Genomic DNA, 23,996 nt, shown 5'->3' on the forward strand with positions numbered 1-23,996 from the left:
TATGGCAGAAACCATTTTGAATTGGGTCAATATTTGTGTGAAAAAAGATGATGAAATTTTACTGCTTAATCGCAAGCATGATAACTTTAAAGGGTGGATACAACCAGGCGGGAAGGTGGAGTTTCCAGAATCTTTTTTCGAAGCTGCAAGGCGCGAGTTAAAAGAAGAAACGGGGCTGACTGCTCTAAATATGGAATTGAAGGGAATTTCAGGATTCACTAATCCGAGTAAAAAAGAACGGTATGTGTATTATGATTTTCTTTGTACTGCCTTTGAGGGGCAAGTCAGGGGAAACGATCATGAAGGGGAGCCCAAATGGTGGAAGATTTCGGAACTTGACCAAATAGATATGCAGGACGACATACGTGAACGTTTGCCTCTCTACTGGCGGAAAGGCTCTTTCGAGCGGATTCATTACTGGAATGAGGAAAAGCACTGTATCGGGGAAACCAAGACGATTTTGTATGATTGATTTTAGAGGATAAGGAGAAGTTATGGATTGGTTACAATCGCAGCCTGTGGTTATGCAGGCATTCTTGGCTGGGCTTTTTACATGGGGGTGTACCATTGTAGGCTCAGCTGTTGTATTTTTCTTTAAACAGGTCAGTCGCAAGCTGCTGGATATTATGATGGGATTTGCGGCAGGCGTCATGATTGCGGCTTCCTTTTGGTCGCTTTTGGCACCGTCGATTGAGTATGCGGAAGTTTCTTATGGCAAGCTGTCTTGGCTTCCTGCAGCGATTGGCTTTTTAGTGGGAGGTTTTTTCCTGCGGTTGATTGATGCGGTGGTGCCTCACTTACACTTAAGCAAAGACATTTCGGAGGCTGAGAGTGTTCCTGAGCATAGCCGAAAGAAGCTCTCCAAGACTGCCCTGCTCTTTTTAGCCATTACCATTCACAATTTTCCAGGAAGGTTTGGCAGTCGGAGTAGCCTTTGGTGCTTTGGCAGCCAATCCTAGCCCAGAAGCCTTTGTCGGCGCGATTGGCCTAGCTTTGGGAATTGGCCTGCAGAACGTCCCAGAAGGAGCGGCTCTGTCCATTCCGATTCGAACAGACGGCAAGTCTCGGCTTAAAGCCTTTTACTGGGGTTCCATGTCTGCGATTGTAGAGCCAATTGGGGCTGTTCTAGGGGCAGTTGCTGTTATGGCCATGACGGCTATTCTGCCCTATGCCCTATCCTTTGCGGCGGGTGCTATGATTTTCGTGGTGGTAGAGGAGCTGATACCGGATTCGCAGACCAATGGCAATACAGATGTAGCGACTTTAGGTCTCATGGTGGGCTTTGTTCTCATGATGGTCTTGGATGTGGCTTTGGGGTGATGCCAACTTAGAATCAAAGAGCGAAAGAAAGCTGAATTTCCGCTCTTTTTCTTTTATTTAAGGATAGTGAAAAGGATGACATCTGCTTTCAAAAATGGTAAAATAAGGAGAATACATTAAGAGAGGAAACTCATATGAAAGGTATTATTCTTGCAGGTGGTTCTGGTACACGTTTGTATCCATTGACCCGCGCTGCGTCAAAACAGCTCATGCCGGTTTATGACAAACCCATGATTTATTATCCGCTGTCAACTCTTATGCTGGCTGGTATCAAGGACATCTTGATTATCTCCACTCCGACGGATCTGCCTCGTTTTGAGGATCTGCTGGGTGATGGATCTGAGTTTGGCATCAAGCTCTCCTATGCAGAGCAGCCAAGTCCGGACGGGCTGGCACAAGCCTTTATCATTGGGGCGGATTTTATTGGAGATGACCGCGTGGCGCTGATTCTTGGGGATAATATTTACCATGGACCAGGTCTGAGTAAAATGCTCCAAAATGCTGCTGCTAAGGAAAAAGGAGCAACTGTTTTTGGCTACCATGTCAAGGATCCAGAACGCTTTGGTGTAGTAGAATTTGATGAAAATATGAATGCTATCTCCATCGAAGAAAAACCGGAACAGCCACGCTCTAACTATGCAGTGACAGGACTGTATTTCTACGATAATGATGTCGTAGAAATTGCCAAGAACATCAAGCCAAGCCCTCGCGGAGAACTGGAAATCACAGATGTCAACAAGGCTTACTTGGAACGTGGTGATTTGTCTGTTGAGCTCATGGGACGTGGTTTTGCTTGGTTGGATACAGGTACCCACGAAAGTCTCTTAGAAGCCGCTCAATATATCGAAACAGTTCAGCGTATGCAGAACGTTCAGGTGGCAAATCTGGAAGAAATTGCCTATCGTATGGGCTATATCAGCAAAGAGCAAGTGCATGAATTGGCGCAGCCATTGAAAAAGAATGAATATGGCCACTATCTTTTGCGCTTGATTGGAGAAGAATAAGAAGATGACGGAACAATTTTTTGATAAGGAATTAGCAGCGCGTGAGGTTTCTGGAATCCCTGGAATGCTGGAGTTTGATATCCCTGTTCGTGGGGACAATCGAGGCTGGTTTAAGGAGAATTTCCAAAAGGAAAAAATGCTGCCGCTAGGCTTTCCTGAAAGTTTCTTTGCAGAAGGAAAACTGCAGAATAATGTCAGCTTTTCTCGTAAAAATGTTCTGCGTGGTCTTCATGCTGAGCCATGGGACAAGTACATCTCTGTTGCAGATGACGGTAAGGTGCTGGGGTCTTGGGTCGACTTGCGGGAAGGTGAGACCTTTGGCAATACCTACCAGACAGTAATCGATGCTAGCAAGGGGATTTTTGTGCCACGTGGTGTAGCCAACGGCTTCCAAGTCCTTTCTGATACCGTTTCCTATAGCTATCTGGTCAATGACTACTGGGCTTTGGAACTCAAACCTAAGTATGCCTTTGTCAACTATGCAGACCCAGCTTTAGGTATCCAGTGGGAAAACCTAGAAGCAGCAGAAGTCTCAGAAGCAGACAAGAACCATCCATTACTTAAGGATGTCAAACCTCTAAGAAAAGAAGATTTGTAAAAAAGAATTCTTTTCTGATTCATTAATTGATACTGAAATCTATGATTTAGCTCAGCTCCTATCCGAGCGAAGCGAGTGGAAGAAATGATTGCTGCTGTGGTGTAAGTCATGTAACAAATTGTTTAGTTTGTTACATGACAGGGGATTTTTGAGACATTAGGCTCAAAAATAAGCAATGAAACCGGAGGTTTGCTTGCGTCCCTACCACTTAAGGCAATTATAAAAAAGTTAAGGAATAAAAATGACTGAATACAAAAAAATTATCGTGACAGGTGGAGCTGGTTTTATCGGTTCTAACTTTGTCCACTATGTTTACAATAACTTTCCAGATGTCCATGTGACAGTGCTGGACAAACTGACTTACGCGGGAAATCGTGCCAATATTGAAGAAATTTTAGGTGACCGCGTTGAGCTGGTTGTTGGAGATATTGCTGACGCAGCCTTGGTAGATAAGTTGGCAGCTGAAGCGGATGCTATCGTTCACTACGCTGCAGAAAGCCACAATGATAACTCGCTCAATGATCCGAGTCCATTCATTCACACCAACTTCATCGGAACTTACACGCTTTTGGAAGCAGCTCGTAAGTACGACATTCGTTTCCACCATGTATCGACTGATGAAGTCTATGGTGACCTGCCTCTGCGTGAAGATTTGCCAGGTCATGGAGAAGGACCAGGTGAGAAATTTACGGCTGAAACCAAGTACAATCCAAGCTCGCCTTACTCATCAACCAAGGCAGCTTCAGACTTAATCGTTAAAGCTTGGGTGCGCTCATTTGGCGTTAAAGCGACTATTTCTAACTGTTCAAACAACTACGGACCTTACCAGCACATCGAGAAGTTCATTCCGCGCCAAATCACCAATATCCTGAGTGGTATCAAGCCAAAACTCTACGGTGAAGGTAAAAACGTCCGTGACTGGATTCATACGAATGACCATTCATCAGGCGTCTGGACAATTCTGACCAAGGGACAAATCGGCGAAACTTACTTGATTGGTGCTGACGGTGAAAAAAATAACAAGGAAGTGCTGGAGCTGATTCTCAAGGAAATGGGACAGCCAGCTGATGCTTATGATCATGTGACAGACCGTGCCGGCCACGACCTCCGCTATGCCATTGATGCCAGCAAGCTTCGCGATGAGCTAGGATGGAAGCCAGAGTTTACCAACTTTGAAGCAGGTCTCAAAGAGACTATCAAGTGGTACACGGATAACCAAGACTGGTGGAAATCAGAAAAAGCAGCAGTTGAAGCCAACTATGCTAAGACTCAAGAAGTGATTAAGTAAGAATAGGCTATCTATGATGAGCCTTGTAAAACTAGCGCTATGAGATTGAGAGGCTGGGATTATCTGTCCCAGCCTTTTCTCACAGGATTGTTAGCTTTTTAATATGTTTGTTACAGAAAATTATGCAAAAATAGTGTAAAATAAGATAAATCCTTTCTGTGTTTTTAGCTAAAGGGATTTTCTCAAATTAAAGGAATACAAACATGAAAATGGTAAAAAGAGTAGTGGGAATTGGTTTGGTGCTGTTGCTTGCAGCAGTCCTGTTTCTGGTTCCTGCATCTGTTAATCAAAGTGAACAATTAAAGAATGTTCAAGGCAGTGCTTCCTGGATGAGTATTATTGAGCCAGCTTTGAGCAATGCCAATGTGACGGCTCAGGGAGTCAGCACGGAAGTTTCTCTCAATAGCGTCCAGCTTAATCAGGTGCTCAAGTCTTTTCTGGCTGACTCTGAGAATCAGGAGCTGCTGAACAGTGTTTACAGTATTGAAGGCAATAAGCTGCGCATCCAGTATCCAGTCAAGCTGCTCTTCATTGACAGTAAGCTGGACCTAGAGGTGGATGTGACGGTGAGGGATAATGTCTTGCACATCACAATCGATAGTGCCAAGCTGGGCTCTCTTCCTATCCCTAAATCTTGGGTGACAGGCATGCTGAAGCAACAAATGCAGGCTTCAAATTCATCTATCACGACGGAGGGAGATAGTTTCCTTCTAGCTCTGCCGCAGAGTCAATACAGCATTAACAAAATCAGCTTCCAGAATGGAGCTGCTAAAATCCAGTTCAGCATGGGTTATGGAATCTAAAAAAGAAAACTTCATTTGAGGAAGAAGTCTTCCGAATCAAATGGAGTTTTTATACTATTATTTGAACAATAGCATTGTGAGGGAGAAAAGATGCCTATTCCTAATATCCTGCAAGAGGAGTTGATTGTTATTGATGACAATCTGCGTTTGCGAGCCTATGATGGCGAGTTTGAGTTGGCCATAGACTGGTACCAAGATCCAGATATGATTTATATGATTGATGGTAGTAGAGACCCCTATCCGCCAGAGCGAGTTCAAAGGATGTATGAATATCTTGCCAGGCAAGGTGAAGTGTATTTTATTGAAGTATGGGAGAAGGAGTGCTGGCTACCCATTGGGGATGTGACCTTTTGGCAAGATGATTTGCCGATTGTCATTGGAAAAGCGGACTACCGCGGGAAAGGCATTGGCAAGAAAGTTCTTTCTGCTTTGATACAGCGCGCACGCAATCTAGGCTATCAAAAACTAGTAGTTCAAGAAATTTATGATTTCAATCAGTCCTCTCGCAGTTTGTTTGAGTCGCTTGGTTTCTATCCAACTCATGCTATGGAGAAAGGCAAATCTTATACACTTGATTTGACCTTGCCCTTGGCACAGATTCAGCCCAGTCAGTTCTACCTTTCACGGGAAAAGCTGGACAGGATTTGTATTGATTTTGACCAACAAGAACTTGAAGCTTTACCTGTCAAGCGCATGGATGGCAAAATTTTCTTTACTGATGGACATATCAGAGCCTTTAAGGCTTATCAGGCTGGCCTTTCTCATATTCCCATCTATTATGATAGGGACGAGCTTAACTGGGACTTTTATCGATACTGTGTCCAGACTTGTGAGGAAAGAGGCATCTTCTCTATAGCTGATTTACAGAACCGCATCTTGTCCAAGGAAGACTATCAGATCCATTGGCTTGATTGGTGTAAGAGAGAAGCTAGAAAATTTGATAAGAGCTGATATCGCGAAGCTCTTGTGTTATAATAGATAGATGGAATCAATATATTGAATCAGAGGTGAGATGATGCTTTATGAATTTTGTGCGGAAAATGTAACCTTGTTAGAAAAGGCTATGAAGGCTGGAGCCCAGCGGATTGAGCTCTGTGATAATCTGGCTGTCGGTGGTACGACGCCCAGCTACGGCGTAATTCGAGCCGCTGTCGGCTTAGCCAAGCTTTATGGTGCGACTGTGATGACCATGATTCGGCCACGGGGCGGTGATTTTGTTTACACTGATCTTGAAATTGAGATTATGCTGACTGATATCCAAAAAGCCAAGGAAGCCGGCAGTCAGGGAGTCGTTTTTGGTGTCTTGACGGAGAAGAACGAAATAGATGTTCCGAAGATGCAGCGCCTGCTAGAGGCTTGCAAGGGACTGGAAGTAGTCTTTCACATGGCTTTTGACGCGATACCCGCTGAATACCAGTTTGGCGAAATGGACTGGCTGATTGAGAACGGCGTCCAGCGAATTTTGACCCACGGAGGACCTGCCAATAAGCCGATTGAGGAGCATTTTGCTTGGCTGGATGAACTAATTGAGCATGCTGCAGGCCGGATAGATATCATGCCAGGTGGCGGCATTGATCTAGGCAATCGCCAGGAAGTTATAGATAGTCTGGCGGTTGACCAGCTGCATGGAACTAAAATTGTATTTTAAGGAGGGGTAAGCTGCGCTAGCAGCGGCTAAGTAGATGTTGGAACTATTTGAAAAATACAAGGCTAATCCAGATAAGCTTCAGACTTACGGCTTTAAGGAGTCTGATGGAGCTTACCGTTTCTCGCAGAAGATTATGAAGGGTGACTTTCGCTTGGAAATAACTATCAGAGATGGGAAGCTGGACTATCAGGTTTTTGACTGTGATACTGATGACGCCTATCTACAGGTCAAGATGGAGCAAGTGACGGGTGAGTTTGTCGGTCAGGTTCGTGAAGCTTGTCAGGCAGTACTGCTGTCTATCCGTCAGCACTGTTTTGACGAGGTTGGCTTTCTCTATGAGCAGAGTAAGCGACTGCGGGATCATGCGTCTGAGGTTTATCAGGGGCAAATAGAGTACCTCTGGGAGAAGTCGTCCAGAAAGAGCTCGACCAAGGCTGGAGTTTTCCGCCACCAGGACAGTAAAAAATGGTACGGAGCCTTTCTGACCACAGACTGGTCAAAGTTTGAAGCAGAGCGAAGGGGCGCTATTGAGGTGCTGAATGTTAAGAATGACCATGTGGCAGAGCTGATTCAGAAAAAGGGCATTTACCCGGCCTTTCACATGAATAAGAAATATTGGCTCAGTCTGCCCTTGGATGATAGCCTGAGCGATCAGGAAATCTTTGATTTACTGGCTGTTAGTTACCAGCTGACCAGTAAAAAATAGAATCGAAGCACAGCGCTCCAATCCGCTGTGTTTCATTTTTCCTCAAAAAACAGTATAATAAAAAGACTAGTAAGAATAGGAGAAATTATGAACCTCATTAGAAAATTAGCCTGGTTTTTTAAGTTGGAAAAGCGGCGCTATATCATCGGTATCTTGGCCTTGTCCTTGGTCAGTGTCTTCAATCTGATACCGCCCAGAGTCATCGGTCAGGTTATTGACCGAATTGCTAGCAAACATCTGACTTCTCAAGAGTTGCTCTTTAATTTGCTGTTGCTAATTGCTTCAGCTTTTATCATGTACGGCCTGCGTTATGTCTGGCGCCTTTATATCTTAGGGACGTCCAATAATCTGGGACGGATTCTGCGCTCTCGATTGTTCGAGCATTTTACTCACATGTCTCCCTCTTTTTATCAGAAATACCGAACAGGGGACTTGATGGCTCATGCAACCAACGATATCAATGCAGTTGTCAGTCTAGCTGGTGGCGGAGTCATGTCAGCTGTGGATGCTTCTATTACAGCCTTGGTGACCCTGCTGACTATGTTTTTCATTTTGGACTGGCGGCTGACTTTGATTGCCATTGTGCCTATGCCCTTCTTGTCCTGGGGAACGGGCTTGATTGGCCGAAAAAATCATGAAAGTTTTAAGGCTGCTCAAGAGGCTTTTTCGGATTTGAACAATAAGGTTCAGGAGAGTGTTTCAGGGATTCGAGTGACCAAGTCCTTTGGCTATCAGGAAGCTGAGACTCAGTCTTTTGCCAAGACAAATCAGGAAGTCTACGAAAAAAACGTTTTGGCTGCCAAGTACGATTCTCTTTTTGATCCCTTGGTTTTGCTTTTTATTGGTCTTTCTTATGTTTTGACCTTGATTTTCGGTGGAATTTTTATCTCCCAAGGGCAGTTTACCATAGGAGAGTTGGTTACTTTTATCACTTATCTGGATATGCTGGTTTGGCCGCTGCAGGCGACAGGCTATCTTTTTAACATCGGCCAGCGAGGGGCTGTTTCCTATGAACGGATTGAGAAGTTGCTGGCTCAGGAGTCGGAGGTCAAGGAAGCTGAACAACCCCTCTCACATGCAGAAAATGGTCGATTGGATTATGACATTCAGAAGTTTTCTTATGCCGAGGAGACTAGTTTATCGGATATTCATTTTTCCATTGAGCAGGGACAGACACTGGGAATTGTCGGACAGACTGGCTCAGGGAAGACCACTCTTCTGCGCTTGCTGCTGCGGGAGCAGGATATTCAGGAGGGGGCTATCTTTCTGAATGACCATGATATCCGGGAGTACCGTCTCAAAGATTTGCGTCGTCTCATCGGCTATGTACCACAGGAACAGATGCTCTTTGCTCTGTCGATTCGGGATAATATTCGCTTTGCTAATCCTCAGTTGACGGATAGTCAGGTTCTAGCTGCCGCTCAACTCTGCGGTGTGTATGAGGATATTCAGGCTATGCCAGAGGGGTTGGATACAATTGTTGGCGAGCGGGGCTTGTCTCTGTCTGGTGGGCAGAAGCAGCGCTTGGCGATGAGTAGAGCTATTATTACCAATCCTGAAATTCTGATTTTGGATGATTCCCTGTCGGCTGTTGATGCCAAGACGGAGCACCTGATTTTAGAAAATCTAAAGTCTGAGCGTGCTGGCAAGACTACCATCATCACAGCTCATCGGCTGTCGGCCTTGGTGCATGCAGACCTGATTTTGGTTATGGAAGAGGGACGGATCAAGGAGCGGGGCACTCACCAAGCGCTATTGGAGCAAAAAGGCTGGTATGCTCAGACATACCACAATCAGCAGCTGGCAGAAAGCTTGAAGGAGGAAGATTAACATGAAAAAGAAAGCAACTTTTCATCGCCTCCTAGGCTATATGTGGCGCTACAGGATAGTGAGCAGCATGGCCTTGACCTTCATCCTGCTGACGACTCTGGTCACAACGGCATTGCCGCTTCTGGCCCGCTATTTTATTGATCAGTTTATCGGCCGCAATCAAGCCTGGGCTGGCCTGCCTTTATTGGCTCTTTACTATGGTCTTTTCCTCTTGCGGGTACTTTTTACCTTCTTGGGAAAGTATTTCTTTGCGCGTGTGGCTCAAAGTGTGGTTCGGGACTTGCGACAGGAAAGCTTTGCCAATATCCAGCGTCTGCAAATGGCTTATTTTGATAAAACGCCAGCTGGTGCTATCGTTTCCCGCCTGACCAATGATACTCAGGCAGTCGCAGATATGTTCAGTGAGATTTTTTCTAATTTTTTGAGCTCTTTGCTGATTTTAGTTGTTACTTTGAGCGCTATGTTTGCCCTCAACTGGCAATTGACCTTCATGATCGCTCTCTTTTTGCCTCTGATGGCAGCCTCTATCTTGCTCTATCAGCATTTATCCAATCGTCAGCTCAAGCAGGTCCGAAATAAGCTCAGCGATTTGAATGTCAAACTATCTGAGAGTATTGAAGGGATGCGGATTATTCAGGCATTTGGGCAAGAGAAGCGCTTGCTGCGGGAATTTGAAGAAATCAATGGTCAGCATTTAGGCTTTACCAATCGCTATCTCAATATCAACAGTCTCTTTCTGAGACCGGCCATGTCCCTGCTGAAAATCTTGGCTTATGGAGTGATTCTGACTTACTTTGGCTTGACTTGGCAAGTGGCGGGTATTACGGCAGGTATTATGTATGCCTTTATCCAGTATGTTAATCAGCTTTTTAATCCTTTGATTGATGTTATGCAGAATTACTCTGTTTTACAGACATCTATGGTTGCTGCGGAACGGGTTTTTGAAATCATGGACCGCACAGACTATGAGCCTGAGCAGGCTAATCAAGACCTGCAAATCCAAGATGGCAGTATCGAATTCAAGCATGTTTCCTTTTCTTATGATGGGAAGCGTGATGTTTTGCAGGATATCTCCTTTTCAGTCAAAAAAGGCCAGACGATTGCCTTTGTGGGCTCGACTGGCTCTGGCAAGTCCTCTATTATCAATCTCTTCCTGCGTTTTTATGAGTTTGAGCGGGGGCAGATTTTGATTGATGGCCGTGATATTAAAGATTTTAGTCAGGAGGAGCTGAGACGAAAGATTGGCCTTGTTTTGCAGGATCCCTTCCTTTATCACGGTACAGTTGCTTCCAATATTCAGCTTTACCAAGAGCAGCTGACGCGTGAAGAGATTATAGAAGCGGCTAAGTTTGTAGATGCTCATGGCTTTATCAGTCAGCTCCCTCAAGGCTATGATGCCCCTGTGACTGAGCGGGGAGCGACATTTTCCAGCGGTCAGCGGCAGCTTCTAGCCTTTGCCAGAACCATCGCCACCAAGCCTAAAATCTTGATTTTGGATGAGGCGACAGCCAATATTGATTCGGAGACAGAGGAGTTAATTCAAGCCTCACTGAGAAAAATGCGGCAGGGACGGACAACCATTGCCATTGCCCACCGTCTGTCTACCATTCAGGATGCCGACTGCATTTATGTCTTAGATAAGGGTCGCATTATCGAATCCGGCAGTCACGAAGAATTGCTAGCTCAAGATGGAACCTATAAGAAAATGTACCAACTCCAGGCTGGAATGATGGAGTCTTGAAAAGCCTGATTATAAATGAAAGGTGTAGAATTCGTTTGGAATTCTACACCTATTTTAAATAGTCTTTTAATTTCTCTACATTTTCTTCTAAGTTATCATAAGGCAGTTTAGCATACTGGTAAGGGCAGCTAGTAAGGTAGCTCTGTTCAAAGAAGTCAAGCGGCAGGTTGCTGTGTTTGAGAGCGCTAACGGAAGAAAGTGACCTCAGGTCTAACAGAATGCCATCCTTGGTCAGATAGCTGGATAGTGGCAGCTGAGCTTGTTCCAGTAGTATCTGGGCTTTTCTTGTTTCCTCTTCTTGAAGCTGCAGCAGCGCCAGCCTATTTTTTTCAAACATGAGACTGTCGATATAGAGTGATAGGGCCTTCTGCATGATGAGGTTGCTATCATAGTCCACTGCGCTTTTGTAAGTGATGAAGGTCTTTTGAATCTGGGGTGGAAGGAGCAGGGCGGTAATCCTCAGGGCTGGGAAAAGGCTGGTAGAAAAGGACTTGATGTAGATGACGCGCTGGCTATTGTCTAGATAATGAAAGGTTAGCTCCCGCCGGCTATCAAAGTCTGATAGGTAGTCATCTTCTACAATATAGACATCATAGAGCTGTGCCAGCCGAAGAATCTCTTCCTTTTCCTGCCGACTGTAAGAGTGACCCAAGGGATAGTGAAAACGAGGAATAGTGTAGAAAAACTTAATCTTTCCGCTTTGAAAAATCTTCTCAAGTTCTTGCAGATTGATTCCTTGCGGAGTCCTTTCAATGGTTTCATAGGGAAGCTTTTGCGCTAGCAGAAGATCATTAATCCGATGGTAGGTTGGCTGCTCCACCAAGATATGCTCTTTTTGATTGGGAAATTCAATCTGTGAAAGGATATAGAGAGCCTGCTGGGTGCCGGAAGTCAGTACCAGCTGATCCCTAGAAGCATAGACAGCAGAGTCCAGCATTAGTCTTTGCACAGAGTGACGCAGATCCGCCAGTCCTTCCTGCTGAGGGTAGTAGTTGAAGAGATAATTTTCCCGGCCTATCAGAGTTTCATTTACACAGAGTCGGAAATCTTCATAAGCATGGTGGCGGTCATCCCTCACAGGCAACTCCAAATCCTGCTTTTCTTCCTGAGCATTCTCCAGTACATAGTAGCCGCTTTTGGGAACGGCATAGATGTACTTCTGATATTTGAGCTCAATCAGAGCCTTCTGCGCAGTATCCTTACTACAGTGATAACGCTCTGCTAGCTTGCGGACAGAAGGGATTTTCTGACCAGTAGCCAATTTTCCTTCTTTAATATCCTTGGTAATCTTATCAACGATGCGTTGGTATTTTGCTTTAACCATGAAACTGTCCCCATACAGATTTGATTTTTTCATATTGTAACTCATTTTCAGATATTTTACAATAGAGAGCAAGTAGGAGGAGTCATGAAAACAAAAACAGTCATTCTGGCCACAGATATTTCTGGCTTAGGTAAGGTTGCTGCAACAGCTGCCCTGCCGCTTTTTGCAATTTGCCAGCTAGAGGTGGCCCTCTTGCCAACCATGATTTTGTCATCTCATACAGGCGGTTTTTCAGACATCTATATGGATGATTACACGCATGGGATGCTTGCTTTTTTGAAACAATGGCAGAGCTTGGATTTCGACTTTTCAGCTCTGATAACAGGATATTTGAAATCTGACATACAGGTGGAAAATTTGCTGCGCTTTAAAAAGGAAAAAAGCTTACCCCTTATCGTGGATCCTATCATGGGAGACAAGGGGACTTTTTATCAGGGATTTTCAGATGCCCATCTAGACCATATGCGCCGCCTCTGCCAACATGCCGATTTGGTTCTGCCCAATTTGACGGAAACCTGTTTGTTGTTAGAAGAATCCTACGAAGAGAGTTTATCAGAAGATAGATGGGAGGACTACTGCAAACGTTTGGCTGAGTTAGGACCGATCAAGGTCTTGCTAACTGGCTTGCCCATGAAAGAAAAGCAGATTGGTGTAGCTTATTTTGATGCAGCAACAGAAGAGTTTAATCTCTTTTCTAGTCCAGCTCTGCCCCAGCATTTTTTTGGAACGGGTGATATATTGACGGCTCTTGTAGCTGCGGCTTTTGTTCAGGGGCTTGATATCAAGCAAGCCCTGCCTGTGATTTTGAAGTTTATTGAAAAGAGTTTGGCCCTTAGCTTTAAAGAGCAAATAGATCCAAAGAAGGGCGTTTTTTACCAGCCCTATCTAGGAGAGCTTTTTGCTGATTTTCAAGCCTTAATGGAGGAAAAAGATGAAGAAACAAACGCTTGATTTGCAAACCTTAACCATGATTAGTTTATTTGCTGCTTTGATTTTTTTGAGCATTCAGTTTTTTAAAATTCCTGTGGGAGCTCAGTTTATTCACTTTGGGAATGCGCTGGTGGTAGTGGGTTGTCTGATTTTTGGCAGTAAACTCGGTTTTTTAGCGGCTGCCATTGGACTGGGAATATTTGACTTGTTAAATGGTTATGCAGCGGAAATCCCAGTTATCTTGCTAGAAGCTCTTGCGGTGGCCGCGGTGATTCATTTTCTGTATGAAGAACTTTTTCAGAGAAAGGATAAACTAAGAAATATTCTTGTGACAGCAGTAGCAGCAGCTTTGGTAAAAATTGTGCTTAATATCCTCAAGTACACTCTGACAGGAACACTGCTTGGCGGGAGTAGTTTACCAGCAGCCTTTTTGCTGGCAGTAGCTGAGATTACTGGTACATTTGGCTCCAGTCTAGCGACAGTCATTGCTGTCCCAATCTTATATCCAATCTTTCAGCAAGTCAGAAAAGCGCACAAGCAAAGAAGGACTCTGGAAAAGCAAGGATGAATCAATAATCAGCAGAAACAAAGAAACCGTCTGAAGATCCTCAGACGGTTTTTGTGTTTTTCTCTTACATAAAGTAAACGATAGCAAGGTATTGAAGGGCAGAGGCCGCTAGAATGAAAAGGTGCCAAATCATGTGGAAGTAGGGCTTCTTTTGAGCATAGAAGCCAGCTCCTACAGTATAGCAGAGACCACCAGCCAGCATGAGTCCCCAGAAAACTGGTCCGGTTTGGCCGATAATCTGCGGAATGATAAAGACTACCAGCCAGCCCATAATCAAATAGAGAGCCAAACTGAATTTTTCATTGACCTTCTTAGCGAAAATCTTGTAGAGGATACCAAAGATGGTCGTGCCCCACTGGATAGCAATGATGAGATAGCCAAACCAGTTATTCATCAGCGACAGCACGACTGGCGTGTAGCTGCCAGCAATGGCGATATAAATCATGGAGTGGTCGATAATGCGCAAGATATATTTGTGGGTCGAGCCATAGGACATAGAGTGATAGACTGTCGAGGAGAGGAACATGAGAAAGAGGCTGATGACAAAGATAGAAGTTCCGACAGCAGCCACCAACCCGTGCCCCTCATAGCTATAAATAGCTGAGATAGGGAGCAGAATCAGCATCAGAACAGCTCCTACCGCATGGGTAACAGCATTGGCGATTTCCTCTCCGAAGGATAGTTTTTTACTGAGTTTAAGCGCGTAGTTCAAGATTTTCTTCCTCCTCATTTGGTACTTGGATTAGGGATAAGGTCTTTTGATAGAGTTTGACCGTCTGGCAGGCTGTGGAAATGATGGGTGCCACCTCTAGCTTGCTTCCGTTCATATAGTCTACAAAGTCGTCATAGAGTTCTCGCGAATCTGCTTCTTTATGTAGCATATTTAAAGTAGCTGAAATTTCCTGGATAGAAAAGACCGTTTTTAAGATTGTAATGGCAATCAAGCGAGCTACTTGGCGGCGTTGGTATTTTTTCTTGACCGGCTTGGCAATATAGCCATGCTTGACGTAGTTGTTAATCATAGAAGCGGTCAATCCCTTGTCAGCAACTGAAATGGAAGAGCCACAGACATTGTTTACATAGAGCAGAACTTGGTCTAAATATAGATCTAGTTCTGGTATTTCGTCCCACTTGGGAAAAACTTGTTGAGCGTTCAAATCTTTATCACTTTCTTATCTAGTCTTTATAACTAGATGATAACATCTCTGCAAATCAAAGTCAAGCAAAAAATAGAATGTCCCATTAAAATTTGATATAATTTTAAAAAGAAGAAAGGGAGGTTTCAGATGGAAAAACAAACAATCTTTGATATGGCAGCCTTCCTAGGTAGTCTGATTTTTTGGTCTTGGCTCTATATGCGCTTTTTTTATGCCTACGTAGCCGTCGTCTTTTACAAGAATCAGCCAGAGTGGAATCTGTTGATACCAGCTTCTATCATCCTGACTCTGACAGCGATTAGCTCACTTTTCATTCGTGGCCTCTACAGTCGGCATATTCCCCGCTGGCTGGTGCTAGCTAGTTACGCCCTTTATTTTATCATTTTGTTTTATGCTCTCTTTTTGAAAAATATCGGTAAACAGGGCTTCAGTCTAGATCTGCAGTCTTTTACCTATAATTGGATTTATGGAGATAAGCTGGTACCCACCATGAATATCATTATGTTCATTCCGCTGGGCTTTCTCTGCAAGCTGTCATGGAAACATGTGGCTTATTTTACCTTGGCTATCAGTCTGGTTGAGGGGAGCCAGTATCTCTTTCACCTGGGCATTTTTGACTTGGGTGATATCTTGACCAATCTGCTAGGCTTTATCATAGGCAGCTATCTACTAGAGACAGCCTTGGGAAAATGGGTTGTCCATCATATTCACTAAATGAAAGAAGGAAACTATGAAAATTCTTATCCCAACTGCGAAAGAGTTGAATCTAACTGCGCCATCTGCAATCTCGAATCCATTTTCAGCACAAACTCAGGCTGTGTTGGATGAGTTGGCAACCATGTCAGTAACTGACTTGGCATCATTTTATAAAATCTCCCCAGAAAGAGCGGAGGTAGAGTGGCAAGCCATTCAGGCTTTGCGAGAAGGAACCGCGCAGCATGCTCCAGCCCTCTATCTATTTGATGGCCTTATGTACCGCCATATCAAGAGGCAGGACTATACCAAGGAAGAAAGTCAGTATATCGAGAAGCATCTTGCCATCACATCAGCACTTTACGGAGTCATCCCAGCCCTGGAGCCCATAGCGCCCCATCGCTTGGACTTTATGATGCCACTCAAGTTAGATGGGAAGAGTCTCAAGGCATTTTGGAAAGAAGCTTATAACCAAGCTCTGGCAGAAGAGGAGGTGATTTTCTCCCTCCTGTCCAGCGAGTTTGAAACAGTCTTTTCCAAGGAAATTCGTCAGCGCATGATAGGCTTCAAGTTTCTGGAAGACCGAGGAGGAAAGCTGAAAGTCCATTCCACCATTTCTAAAAAAGCGCGTGGCGAGTTTTTAACAGCTCTTGTAACTAACCAAGTGACAGAAATCGAACAGATGAAAAAATTAAGCTTTGCTGGCTTCACCTACCGACCTGATCTGTCCAGTGACCAAGAGCTGGTTTATGTGAAGGAAGTGTGAAAAGGAAAAATCGACTTTTGTAATATCTACGTAATATTCTCGTGATAAAATTGTTATAAAACAAATGAAGTTTCTAAGGAGTTTCAGAACTATGGGAAAAATTAAGTCGGATACTATTTCCGCTCAGAATGCTATCAGTGAATTAGTTGGGGTAGATACAAGTGACAAGCAAAATCAGCAGGTAGAGTTTAGCTATACTACTGAGATTGCTGGGATGGAAGCAAGCCGTCAGGCATGCAATCAAATGCTGCAGGCTGTCAGTGACTTTAGCGCAGCTGTCCTGGCTCAGGCTAATAAATTTCCTGATATAGCTTATAAAATTGAAAAGCGTGATGTAGATCAAGCGCAACGTTGGAGCAACTGATGATAAAAGATAAAAATCAAGAAAAACGTGAGCAATTACATAAGCAAATCATTCAGCTTGAGAATCAAGAAGAAGATCTTTTAGTTCTCAAAAGGCGTTATGAAGAGAAGGTAATGGATTTTCGTACAGATATTTGGACTATGAATGCCCAAATAGAAAACTTGATAGATTCCGTATCAGAGACTAGTTCTACCAATCGTAAAATATGGGAAGAAAACCAAGCCTTGCAGCAAACAATAGATAGCTACGTAGAGCAGGAGTTGGATAATGTTTCCAAACAAACAAGGGAAGTTCAGCAAAAATTAGATGAAAATCGAGAAAAATTGACGAAAGAAAGGAACTCTTTACCATGGGAGTAAAGTACAGTGCGTCAGAGTCTTCACAGCTGATGGAGGCCATGTCTAGTAATATTCAAGTGGCTAATGAGGTGACAGACCGATTGTCTCAGGGCTGTGACCACCTGATAGCCACCCTAGACTCTGGAGAACTCATGGGAGCAGCCTATACAGCAGGTAAGGGCCTCTTTTCAGAGATTATCATTCCTGCCATTAAGAAGCTACAGGAAGCAGTGGACGACATTCAAACGGAGTTAAATTCATACAGGACTGCTGATGCTCAGGTAGCTGAGTACGGAAACCTCGACCTAGATCAGATGAAGAAGACAAAAGAATTGAGAGAGCAGCAGCTAGCCTCTGTCAAAAAGGCTATTGAAGCCAAAGAATCTTTCTTAGAGCGTATGAAGTCTATTGCTACATTTAATATCGTTTCTCACATGCAGTCTCTGGTGATTCTTTCTAGTGCAGAGTCTCAAATTGAATCACAAATCAAAGAATTGGAAGAGAAGATTGAAAAGCTGGAGTTCTTTGTCGCTCAGGTTTCTCAATATTTCAGCGATAGTCTAGAAGTCCTCCGTCTAGCTATCCAAGGAGCCAGCCAGCTAAGCCAAGTCCTAGTTGATAGTGATGGAAACTACTCAGTTGATGGTGTAGATATGAGTTGGGCTATTAAAATGAAGGGGCAGAAGATTGAGACATACATACCAATAACTAAAAAAGAGAAATTTATTCAAACTATTAGACAACAGTATGGATTTAGTCGAACTGAATCAGAGATATTACTAAATTTATATCAAAAGCTAGAAAAGGAATATGGATCCAAGAAAGCAAATATAGAATTCTTTAAAATAGTTGCATCTTACTCTTATGGTGATAAATCTTATGGAGCTTGGCAAGTGGTCGGTGGATTATATAGCCCGAATGGGGTAAACGGTATAAATGTTGGTATTAATTATAGAATGAAATCTGTTTTAAGAAAATATGGCTTAAAAGATGATGAAATTGATACGATTCAGAAAGCTATTCAGAATCAGCATAATTTTACTAACCTAAAAAAGATTCAGGAAACAGATTCAGAAGCAGAACTTACTCAAAAACTAGATGCTGGTGCTTCAAAGGCATATGGGAAAGATGTTAGATATGCCGATTTAGATGCCAATCAAAAATCTAGAATAAGAGAATTACTATCTCAATTTGGAGGAACCACAGACTATTCCCATATGGCCGCAACTATTTCCGCACATTATACAGGTAATCATTTTATTGAAAATGAAGATGATTTAGCGGGATGGCAAGGTGATGTAGCTGGTACTATGGGACTTCCGCCGAGTCTTGGTAACGATGACTATCGTTCAGATTTAGATGCTGTTAATATTTACAACAAAATGAAGAATGGAGATAGCGTAGTTGATGTTACAAACTCATATTACGATAGTGTTGAGAGAACATCTGGCTATAGAGCTTATGAATTTGTTCAAAATATTGGAGAAGGGGATTACACGAAAGGAATGAATAAATTAGAAGAAACTTATAAATTATACGTTTCTTCTCATTCTAGTGAACAATCATCAAACTTCGAAAAATTCATGAATGCTATCCAACATTTCCAAAAGGATTTAGACAAACCCAATCCCTCTATCGGAGAGTAAAATGTTAAAAAAAATGAAAAACTATTATAAAAACAAACCAACTCAAGCTTTCTTAATGCTCATAGTTCTTATTTGGTCAGTATACGAGATTGGTGCGACTAGTTTAGCTAACAACTCGGCCTTGACCAAGGAATTCATGCATAGTCGGTATGTTATGGTTTGGCCAATAGTAGATAGAAAGGCGAATCTATACCACTATGCGGAAGAATGGACTAGTAACATCTTGGATGGCATTATGCATCTAGACTATGAAAATATAAAAATGACCTGTTACCCTAGTAAATATGATGATCAGGTTTCCGCTGAATACAATCGGATTCCTAATAAGGAAAATTATGCGATTTCATTTCCTTTAGACGGGTCGTTGTCCAAATCAAATTTTTCGACATTAGACACTAGATACTATCTAATATCAAAGAATGCAGCTATTGTGGAGCAAAAGACAGGTAAGACTATTGAGGAATTAACCCATGAGATAGGGTATGCAAGGGAGGACTTCTTGTCTGCTCTTGGTAAGATGAAAATCCTTCGTTTGGTCTATTTGATTCTTCGTATGATAGTACTGTTGCTATGTATCAGGTTGTCGGGTCAGCGGAGAAAAAGGAAAGAAAACGAAATCTTACAGAATGGATAGAGCTCCAAGATGGTATGGATGACTATAAGGAGATTCACAAATGCCCTTGAAAAAAAATTGAATTGGAATTTAGGTTGTAGTTTATTGCTTGTTGGAGTTCTGGCATCTGCTTTTCTCTTTTATTTATGGGCACAAAATCTTGGTAAATATACCTTACAACCTGGTCAGTCTATTAGTCTGAAAGTCAAACCTCGGACACAAGATGTGGAATACTATTCTGTATTAATTTTGAAGAAAAATGATAATAATAAGCTTAAATTATCAGGTTCAGGAGTTTGGTTTGAGGTAAATGGTGAGATTTTTTATGGAGTTGAAGAGCAAAAACTCTTTAAACGAAACTATTCAGAAAATGATAATGAAGAGTTACCCAACAATCAAAAAGGTATTCATTTAGTAAAAGATGGGATTGTTGTTAATTATCAGGGAGAAAAAGTTTTGATGTCACGAATAACAAACCTTACACCATCACCAATGTGGACGACAAACCAGCACGCTTTGAAGCTCAAGTGGTGGATAGGTGAGGCAAAACATTGGCAACAACTTATAAATTAGCAATCAAGTAACAGATCGCCTGCCAAAAGAACGTGACTACCTAATAGCTACTCTAGCCTCTGGAGAACTCATGTAAGAAGCCTGTACAGCAGGTGGCCAATTTATTAAGCACGGGAAAAGATGGGATTTCTTATGGAAACCAGATACGGATGAGCATAAAAAATCAAAAGAAGATTTTTATGATTATTTGAAGCGAGGAGAAGATAAAAATGTCGGTACGTAAAAAAATAATAAGCATCCTACTTTTGATAATAACTGTTTTTGTCATTTGGTTGCTCTTTGGCCCTGATGATAAACCTGAACCAGATTTTTCTTCTGCCAATAAAATTGAATTACTGGCAAGTATTCTCGCAGGTAACAACGAGGATATTATCCGAGATGCAGGCTATGGAATTCCGGATGACCCGGTGATTCGCCGATGGGGGATAAATAAACTTAAAATATCTGGGAAATTAAACTTGGATGTACGCCCACCAACTAGTTTGGAAGACAGTGAGCTTCTAGTTCTTTTTTCTACTATGATTAATGGTAAAGAAACAGATGCAGGTTTTTTCGTGGATAAAGAATTAAAATTGACTTATTCAAGATATACTTATATAGATAAGGATGCTATTAGGAAAAAAATTGAGATAGATGAGACTCAAGAAAAAGAGCTACTACGTCAGGTTCAAACAGAATTGAATCAGTTTTTTGAAAAAATGAAACAGAAACTAGCTTCTAAATAAAGTGTGAGATATTACGGACAGGGAAGAGTGAAGCCTTTCTTGTAGATCATGGTAAAACTGTTGAAGAGGAAAAATCAGGAATACTTTTTGACTATTTTGAAAGAGGGGCTGATACAAATGTTCGTTAAATTCAAACGCTATAAATTCCTAGTTATTGTTTTGTCATTACTTCTGATTCTCATTTCTTCCTCTTTTGCTTATGAACAAAAATCAACTGGATATCTTGAGGTGATTGGATGAAGAAGAACCGATTATTCGTTTCGTTTAATTTACATAATTGGGGAGAAGTAAAATTTAAAGATGTTTGGAAAAGACAATAGGGAAACTGATACCAAGGTTAGGTTACTTCAGGAATATTTTAAAACAAAACCCGCTCAATCTTTTTTAATGCTCATTGCGCTTGTTTGGTCAGTATACGAGATTGGTGCGACCAGTCTGGCTAACAACTCGGCCTTGACCAAGGAATTCATGCATAGTCGGTATGTCATTGTTTGGCCAATGGTAGATAGAAAGGCAAAACTGTACCACTATGCAGAAGAATGGACTAGTAACATCTTGGATGGCATTATGCATCTAGACTATGAAAATATGAGAATAAGTAGTTTTCCTAAAAAATGGGAGAGTGAAGCTGAAATATACTATACTTTGTCTGAAGATAAGTATGCTGATAGAGTATATTTTTTCTTAGACGAGCCAATATCCAGAGCCTATACCACTAGTTTAGAGCAAAATTATTATTTGATTTCAAAGAATGCAGCTGTTATTAAAGAGGAAACAGGCAAAACGGTTGAACAGTTAGGTCAAGAAGTGGGACATGCAAGGGAGGAGTTTTTGTCTGCTCTGGGTAAGATGAAAATTCTTCGTTTGGTCTATTTGATTCTTCGTATGATAGTATTGTTGCTATGTATCAAATGGTCGGGTCAGCAGAGAAAACGGAAAGAAGATGAAATCTTGCAGAATGGATAGAGTCTTGAAACGATACGGAATCTATAAGGAAAATAAAGAATGATAACTTCAGTAATTTTTATTGCTTCTCTATTTTTACTTTTGCACCGCTTTAAAAGCCGGCGTTCAAGGATTATTATCGGCCTACTGAATAGTCTGTTTGTTGTCTGGTACGTTCAGGCAATTTTAAACTACGGCAAATACACTCTGCAAACAGGTCAAAGTGTTGAATTGAAAGTTTTTCTAAAACAGAGCAGCTGGAGTATAATTCGGAATTGATTTTAGATAAAAAAGATGATGCTAAATTAAAATTATCAGGTCGAAAAGGCTGGGGGATGAAAGGAAGTAATACGGTTTATAATGTTGAGAAGCAGTCAATAACTGAGATTATTATTTCTAAAGATGGAACAGAGCGCAAAGACTTACCGAATGATAAGAGTAAAAGTATCTATTTAGAGAGTGATGGAATAGTGGTTCAAGGGGAAATAAAGGAAGTATTTGGGGTGACGGAAGTAACCCCCTACACTATCACCATCACCAATGTAGACAACAAACCGGCTACATTTGAGGCTCAAGTGGTGGATAGGTAAAGTTTGGGAAGGATTTGATTCCTCTCAGTCCTAGTTTTTTATTAATATGATGGTATTGAAAAATGAAGAAAACGAAATCTATGGTTATCATAGGCGGCTTTCAAGGTCGAAACATCTTTTATGATGTGAAAAGAAAAAAAGTATATTCTAATAAAGTCAATGAGAGAGTTTTTCCTAATCTCAGGTGGTTAGTAATCTCCTTTGGAATTCTAGGAAATGCCTTTCTCGTTCAAGTAAACAATATAAAAATTGAATCCCCTATTTTAAGAGTAATTGTTTTGAGTGCGTGCCTTATTCTTATATCTTTGGTTTGTCACTTTGGATTTAAAGATGAGTATTTAGGGCAAAACGTTGAGGCCTTTAATCCCAAATTATATGAACATGTTGGTTGGTTGAATTTTTTAGAAGAAGAGAGAAACCGATTATACATTCTGCTTATTACATTTGCAGTGAGTTCTTTCTTAACTGTTTTTCAAATGAGAGAATATTTGAACGCTCCTAACATGACAAACTTAATAGAAGTTATTGCCTTTTATTTTATATTTTATATGGTAACAGCAAAAAGCAATTTTATGAAAAGAATGACGGCAATAAAGCAATTGATAAAAAATAAATAAAGAGCTTTAGCTTATAATCTATGGATCAAGGTAATGTATGACCAATTACTTACTGAATGGAAGTGCTATGATTATGAACCGTCGCCACTTGGAAGAAATCAATGAATAAGAATGTATTTTGGTTGGGTAATTTCAAAGATAAGAATATTTTTTATGATAGAAAAACTAGAGAACTATACTCTATAGATAAGAAAGAAGAGAAAGCTCCTAATCTCACTTGGGCTATTCTGCCTTCTTCCTTTCTTTTACGAAACATTTATTCAGAAGCAACTGCACCTCAGGTTGCCAGTGTGCCTATCAGAATATTTATTTTGTGTTCGACTGTTTTCTGCGTTTTAGTTTTGATAATATTTGTGCTAAGAAATATTAGAAAAGGAACTATGAAAAATTTTAATCAGAAACTTTATTTTGACTGGCCTAATTTTCTTTATAACCAACAAACACAATGTAAAGGAATATTGTTTTTTGGGACTCTACTATTTTTTACGTCAATTAAATTTATAATTGATTATTATTTTTCAGGAAGCTTTATTTCTTTTATAGCTATCATTGGTTTTCTCCCAGTATCTGGGCTCTTATTATTTGGAAATAGGCCATTAGAAAAATTGATTATTCTTAAAAGGTTGGAAAAGCAATTGAAATGAAGAAAAAAGAATATTTAACCGAACTCTTAGCTTTTCAGGGTAGAAACTATTATTTTGACCCAAAAACTAATAAAATCTATGTCAATGTAGATAGACCAACATTCCATCTGGATCTCACGAAATATGTTCCCGCAGCTAGCATTCTGCTGCTACATGGATTTACTTCTGTTTCGAATAGCCGCTTGTCCTTCCTATGGAAAATAATCTTGTTAGTTTTGGGTTATGTTATTGTTGGGTATCTAGTAGAATTGCTTGCAAGGACAAGGAAAGAGCCGTCATTTAAAGAGTTTCATTTTGAAACACTACCTATAAAAGATGAGTTTTTATATATTTTTATTCGAAATATATATGGGAAGTTTGGAATTGGCTTGATTTTTGCTGTTTTTGCCATCTATCAATCTGTTGAGTATTTAAGCAAAGGCAGCTATTTGTCTTATTTGCTAAGTGACATGGGCTTCTTTATTGCTTATTTTGGTCTCATAAGGTCCCATTTATTCAAACAGATAAAAGTTCTAAAAAGATTAAAAAAGAAAAATACTTAGAATTCGAGAAGATTTTTAAAGGA

At 41.5% G+C, this 23,996-nt stretch carries 26 protein-coding genes and 3 pseudogenes; 26 read left to right on the top strand and 3 right to left on the bottom strand.

All coding sequences use genetic code 11. From position 1 onward, the window contains the following. Position 1 precedes the first annotated feature (1 nt). From RWX26_RS00400 to RWX26_RS00450, 11 genes and pseudogenes are all read left to right on the top strand, one after another. The gene (locus RWX26_RS00400; RefSeq protein WP_314578092.1) at positions 2-472 is read left to right on the top strand and encodes an 8-oxo-dGTP diphosphatase; all 471 of its coding nucleotides are present in this window, start codon (positions 2-4) and stop codon (positions 470-472) included. A 22-nt stretch (positions 473-494) separates the two neighbouring features. Further along, positions 495-1,320 (top strand): annotated as a pseudogene (tmpA, locus tag RWX26_RS00405) (ZIP family manganese transporter TmpA). Between the two features lie 134 nt (positions 1,321-1,454). Continuing rightward, positions 1,455-2,324, top strand: a complete 870-nt coding sequence (gene rfbA / locus RWX26_RS00410) for a glucose-1-phosphate thymidylyltransferase RfbA (protein WP_314578095.1) — start codon at positions 1,455-1,457, stop codon at positions 2,322-2,324. 4 nt (positions 2,325-2,328) lie between these two features. Further along, positions 2,329-2,922: a dTDP-4-dehydrorhamnose 3,5-epimerase family protein gene (locus RWX26_RS00415; RefSeq protein ID WP_048791984.1), complete on the top strand. Its 594-nt coding sequence runs from the start codon at positions 2,329-2,331 to the stop codon at positions 2,920-2,922. A 241-nt stretch (positions 2,923-3,163) separates the two neighbouring features. After that, on the top strand, positions 3,164-4,210 hold the full coding sequence (gene rfbB / locus RWX26_RS00420; RefSeq protein WP_314578097.1) for a dTDP-glucose 4,6-dehydratase: 1,047 nt from the start codon (positions 3,164-3,166) through the stop codon (positions 4,208-4,210). A gap of 203 nt (positions 4,211-4,413) precedes the next feature. Continuing rightward, entirely contained in the window at positions 4,414-5,013 is a 600-nt protein-coding gene (locus RWX26_RS00425) for a hypothetical protein (RefSeq protein ID WP_002917067.1), read from the top strand. 90 nt (positions 5,014-5,103) lie between these two features. Continuing rightward, positions 5,104-5,964: a GNAT family N-acetyltransferase gene (locus RWX26_RS00430; RefSeq protein WP_314578099.1), complete on the top strand. Its 861-nt coding sequence runs from the start codon at positions 5,104-5,106 to the stop codon at positions 5,962-5,964. A 64-nt stretch (positions 5,965-6,028) separates the two neighbouring features. Beyond that, positions 6,029-6,661, top strand: a complete 633-nt coding sequence (locus tag RWX26_RS00435; RefSeq protein ID WP_314578102.1) for a copper homeostasis protein CutC — start codon at positions 6,029-6,031, stop codon at positions 6,659-6,661. Positions 6,662-6,695: 34 nt separating this feature from the next. After that, the gene (locus RWX26_RS00440; protein WP_314578104.1) at positions 6,696-7,367 is read left to right on the top strand and encodes an MmcQ/YjbR family DNA-binding protein; all 672 of its coding nucleotides are present in this window, start codon (positions 6,696-6,698) and stop codon (positions 7,365-7,367) included. Between the two features lie 87 nt (positions 7,368-7,454). After that, the gene (locus tag RWX26_RS00445; RefSeq protein ID WP_314578107.1) at positions 7,455-9,197 is read left to right on the top strand and encodes an ABC transporter transmembrane domain-containing protein; all 1,743 of its coding nucleotides are present in this window, start codon (positions 7,455-7,457) and stop codon (positions 9,195-9,197) included. Between the two features lies 1 nt (position 9,198). Then, the gene (locus RWX26_RS00450) at positions 9,199-10,938 is read left to right on the top strand and encodes an ABC transporter ATP-binding protein (protein ID WP_314578110.1); all 1,740 of its coding nucleotides are present in this window, start codon (positions 9,199-9,201) and stop codon (positions 10,936-10,938) included. Between the two features lie 49 nt (positions 10,939-10,987). On the opposite strand, the gene RWX26_RS00455 is transcribed toward RWX26_RS00450, so the two are convergent. Continuing rightward, a complete protein-coding gene (locus RWX26_RS00455; RefSeq protein ID WP_002906337.1) occupies positions 10,988-12,307 on the bottom strand; it encodes a PLP-dependent aminotransferase family protein in 1,320 nt (439 codons plus the stop codon). A 39-nt stretch (positions 12,308-12,346) separates the two neighbouring features. On the opposite strand from RWX26_RS00455, the gene RWX26_RS00460 reads away from it, so the two are divergent. Then, complete coding sequence (locus RWX26_RS00460; protein ID WP_314578114.1) at positions 12,347-13,213, top strand: pyridoxamine kinase; 867 nt, start codon at positions 12,347-12,349, stop codon at positions 13,211-13,213. After that, entirely contained in the window at positions 13,194-13,760 is a 567-nt protein-coding gene (locus tag RWX26_RS00465; protein ID WP_223311574.1) for an ECF transporter S component, read from the top strand. Before RWX26_RS00460 ends, RWX26_RS00465 begins: the two co-directional genes overlap by 20 nt. A gap of 64 nt (positions 13,761-13,824) precedes the next feature. Here the strand turns inward: RWX26_RS00465 and RWX26_RS00470 are convergent, their stop codons facing one another. After that, the gene (locus tag RWX26_RS00470) at positions 13,825-14,472 is read right to left on the bottom strand and encodes a hemolysin III family protein (protein WP_002900134.1); all 648 of its coding nucleotides are present in this window, start codon (positions 14,470-14,472) and stop codon (positions 13,825-13,827) included. Next, the gene (locus tag RWX26_RS00475) at positions 14,456-14,917 is read right to left on the bottom strand and encodes a DUF1836 domain-containing protein (RefSeq protein ID WP_314578121.1); all 462 of its coding nucleotides are present in this window, start codon (positions 14,915-14,917) and stop codon (positions 14,456-14,458) included. The genes RWX26_RS00470 and RWX26_RS00475 overlap by 17 nt, the downstream gene beginning before the upstream one ends. A 129-nt stretch (positions 14,918-15,046) precedes the next feature. Here RWX26_RS00475 and RWX26_RS00480 point away from each other — a divergent pair, with 129 nt between their 5' ends. From RWX26_RS00480 to RWX26_RS00540, 13 genes and pseudogenes are all read left to right on the top strand, one after another. Beyond that, positions 15,047-15,631 carry a VanZ family protein gene (locus RWX26_RS00480; protein WP_002912700.1) on the top strand — a complete coding sequence of 195 codons (585 nt, stop codon included), beginning with the start codon at positions 15,047-15,049 and terminating at the stop codon, positions 15,629-15,631. A 16-nt stretch (positions 15,632-15,647) separates the two neighbouring features. Continuing rightward, a complete protein-coding gene (gene yaaA, locus RWX26_RS00485) occupies positions 15,648-16,376 on the top strand; it encodes a peroxide stress protein YaaA (protein ID WP_314578125.1) in 729 nt (242 codons plus the stop codon). Positions 16,377-16,440: 64 nt separating this feature from the next. After that, positions 16,441-16,740, top strand: coding sequence for a TIGR04197 family type VII secretion effector (locus RWX26_RS00490; RefSeq protein WP_268688669.1), 300 nt, complete (start codon positions 16,441-16,443; stop codon positions 16,738-16,740). Then, positions 16,740-17,099, top strand: coding sequence for a hypothetical protein (locus RWX26_RS00495; protein ID WP_125331310.1), 360 nt, complete (start codon positions 16,740-16,742; stop codon positions 17,097-17,099). Before RWX26_RS00490 ends, RWX26_RS00495 begins: the two co-directional genes overlap by 1 nt. Further along, entirely contained in the window at positions 17,090-18,724 is a 1,635-nt protein-coding gene (locus RWX26_RS00500; protein WP_223313051.1) for an ATP-binding protein, read from the top strand. Before RWX26_RS00495 ends, RWX26_RS00500 begins: the two co-directional genes overlap by 10 nt. Position 18,725: 1 nt before the next feature. After that, positions 18,726-19,358: a hypothetical protein gene (locus RWX26_RS00505; RefSeq protein WP_125331308.1), complete on the top strand. Its 633-nt coding sequence runs from the start codon at positions 18,726-18,728 to the stop codon at positions 19,356-19,358. Between the two features lie 18 nt (positions 19,359-19,376). After that, positions 19,377-19,879, top strand: a pseudogene (locus tag RWX26_RS00510) (hypothetical protein). Positions 19,880-20,119: 240 nt separating this feature from the next. Continuing rightward, on the top strand, positions 20,120-20,635 hold the full coding sequence (locus RWX26_RS00515) for a hypothetical protein (protein ID WP_125347183.1): 516 nt from the start codon (positions 20,120-20,122) through the stop codon (positions 20,633-20,635). Between the two features lie 300 nt (positions 20,636-20,935). Further along, entirely contained in the window at positions 20,936-21,601 is a 666-nt protein-coding gene (locus tag RWX26_RS00520) for a hypothetical protein (protein ID WP_125331306.1), read from the top strand. Between the two features lie 39 nt (positions 21,602-21,640). Then, positions 21,641-22,170: pseudogene (locus tag RWX26_RS00525) on the top strand (hypothetical protein). 62 nt (positions 22,171-22,232) lie between these two features. After that, positions 22,233-22,787 carry an ABC transporter permease gene (locus tag RWX26_RS00530; protein WP_223322535.1) on the top strand — a complete coding sequence of 185 codons (555 nt, stop codon included), beginning with the start codon at positions 22,233-22,235 and terminating at the stop codon, positions 22,785-22,787. A gap of 101 nt (positions 22,788-22,888) precedes the next feature. Further along, positions 22,889-23,431, top strand: a complete 543-nt coding sequence (locus tag RWX26_RS00535) for a hypothetical protein (RefSeq protein ID WP_314578138.1) — start codon at positions 22,889-22,891, stop codon at positions 23,429-23,431. Further along, entirely contained in the window at positions 23,428-23,973 is a 546-nt protein-coding gene (locus RWX26_RS00540) for a hypothetical protein (protein WP_223322537.1), read from the top strand. Before RWX26_RS00535 ends, RWX26_RS00540 begins: the two co-directional genes overlap by 4 nt. Positions 23,974-23,996: the final 23 nt, after the last annotated feature.

Source organism: uncultured Streptococcus sp. (assembly GCF_963536705.1).
Classification (GTDB): Bacteria; Bacillota; Bacilli; order Lactobacillales; family Streptococcaceae; genus Streptococcus.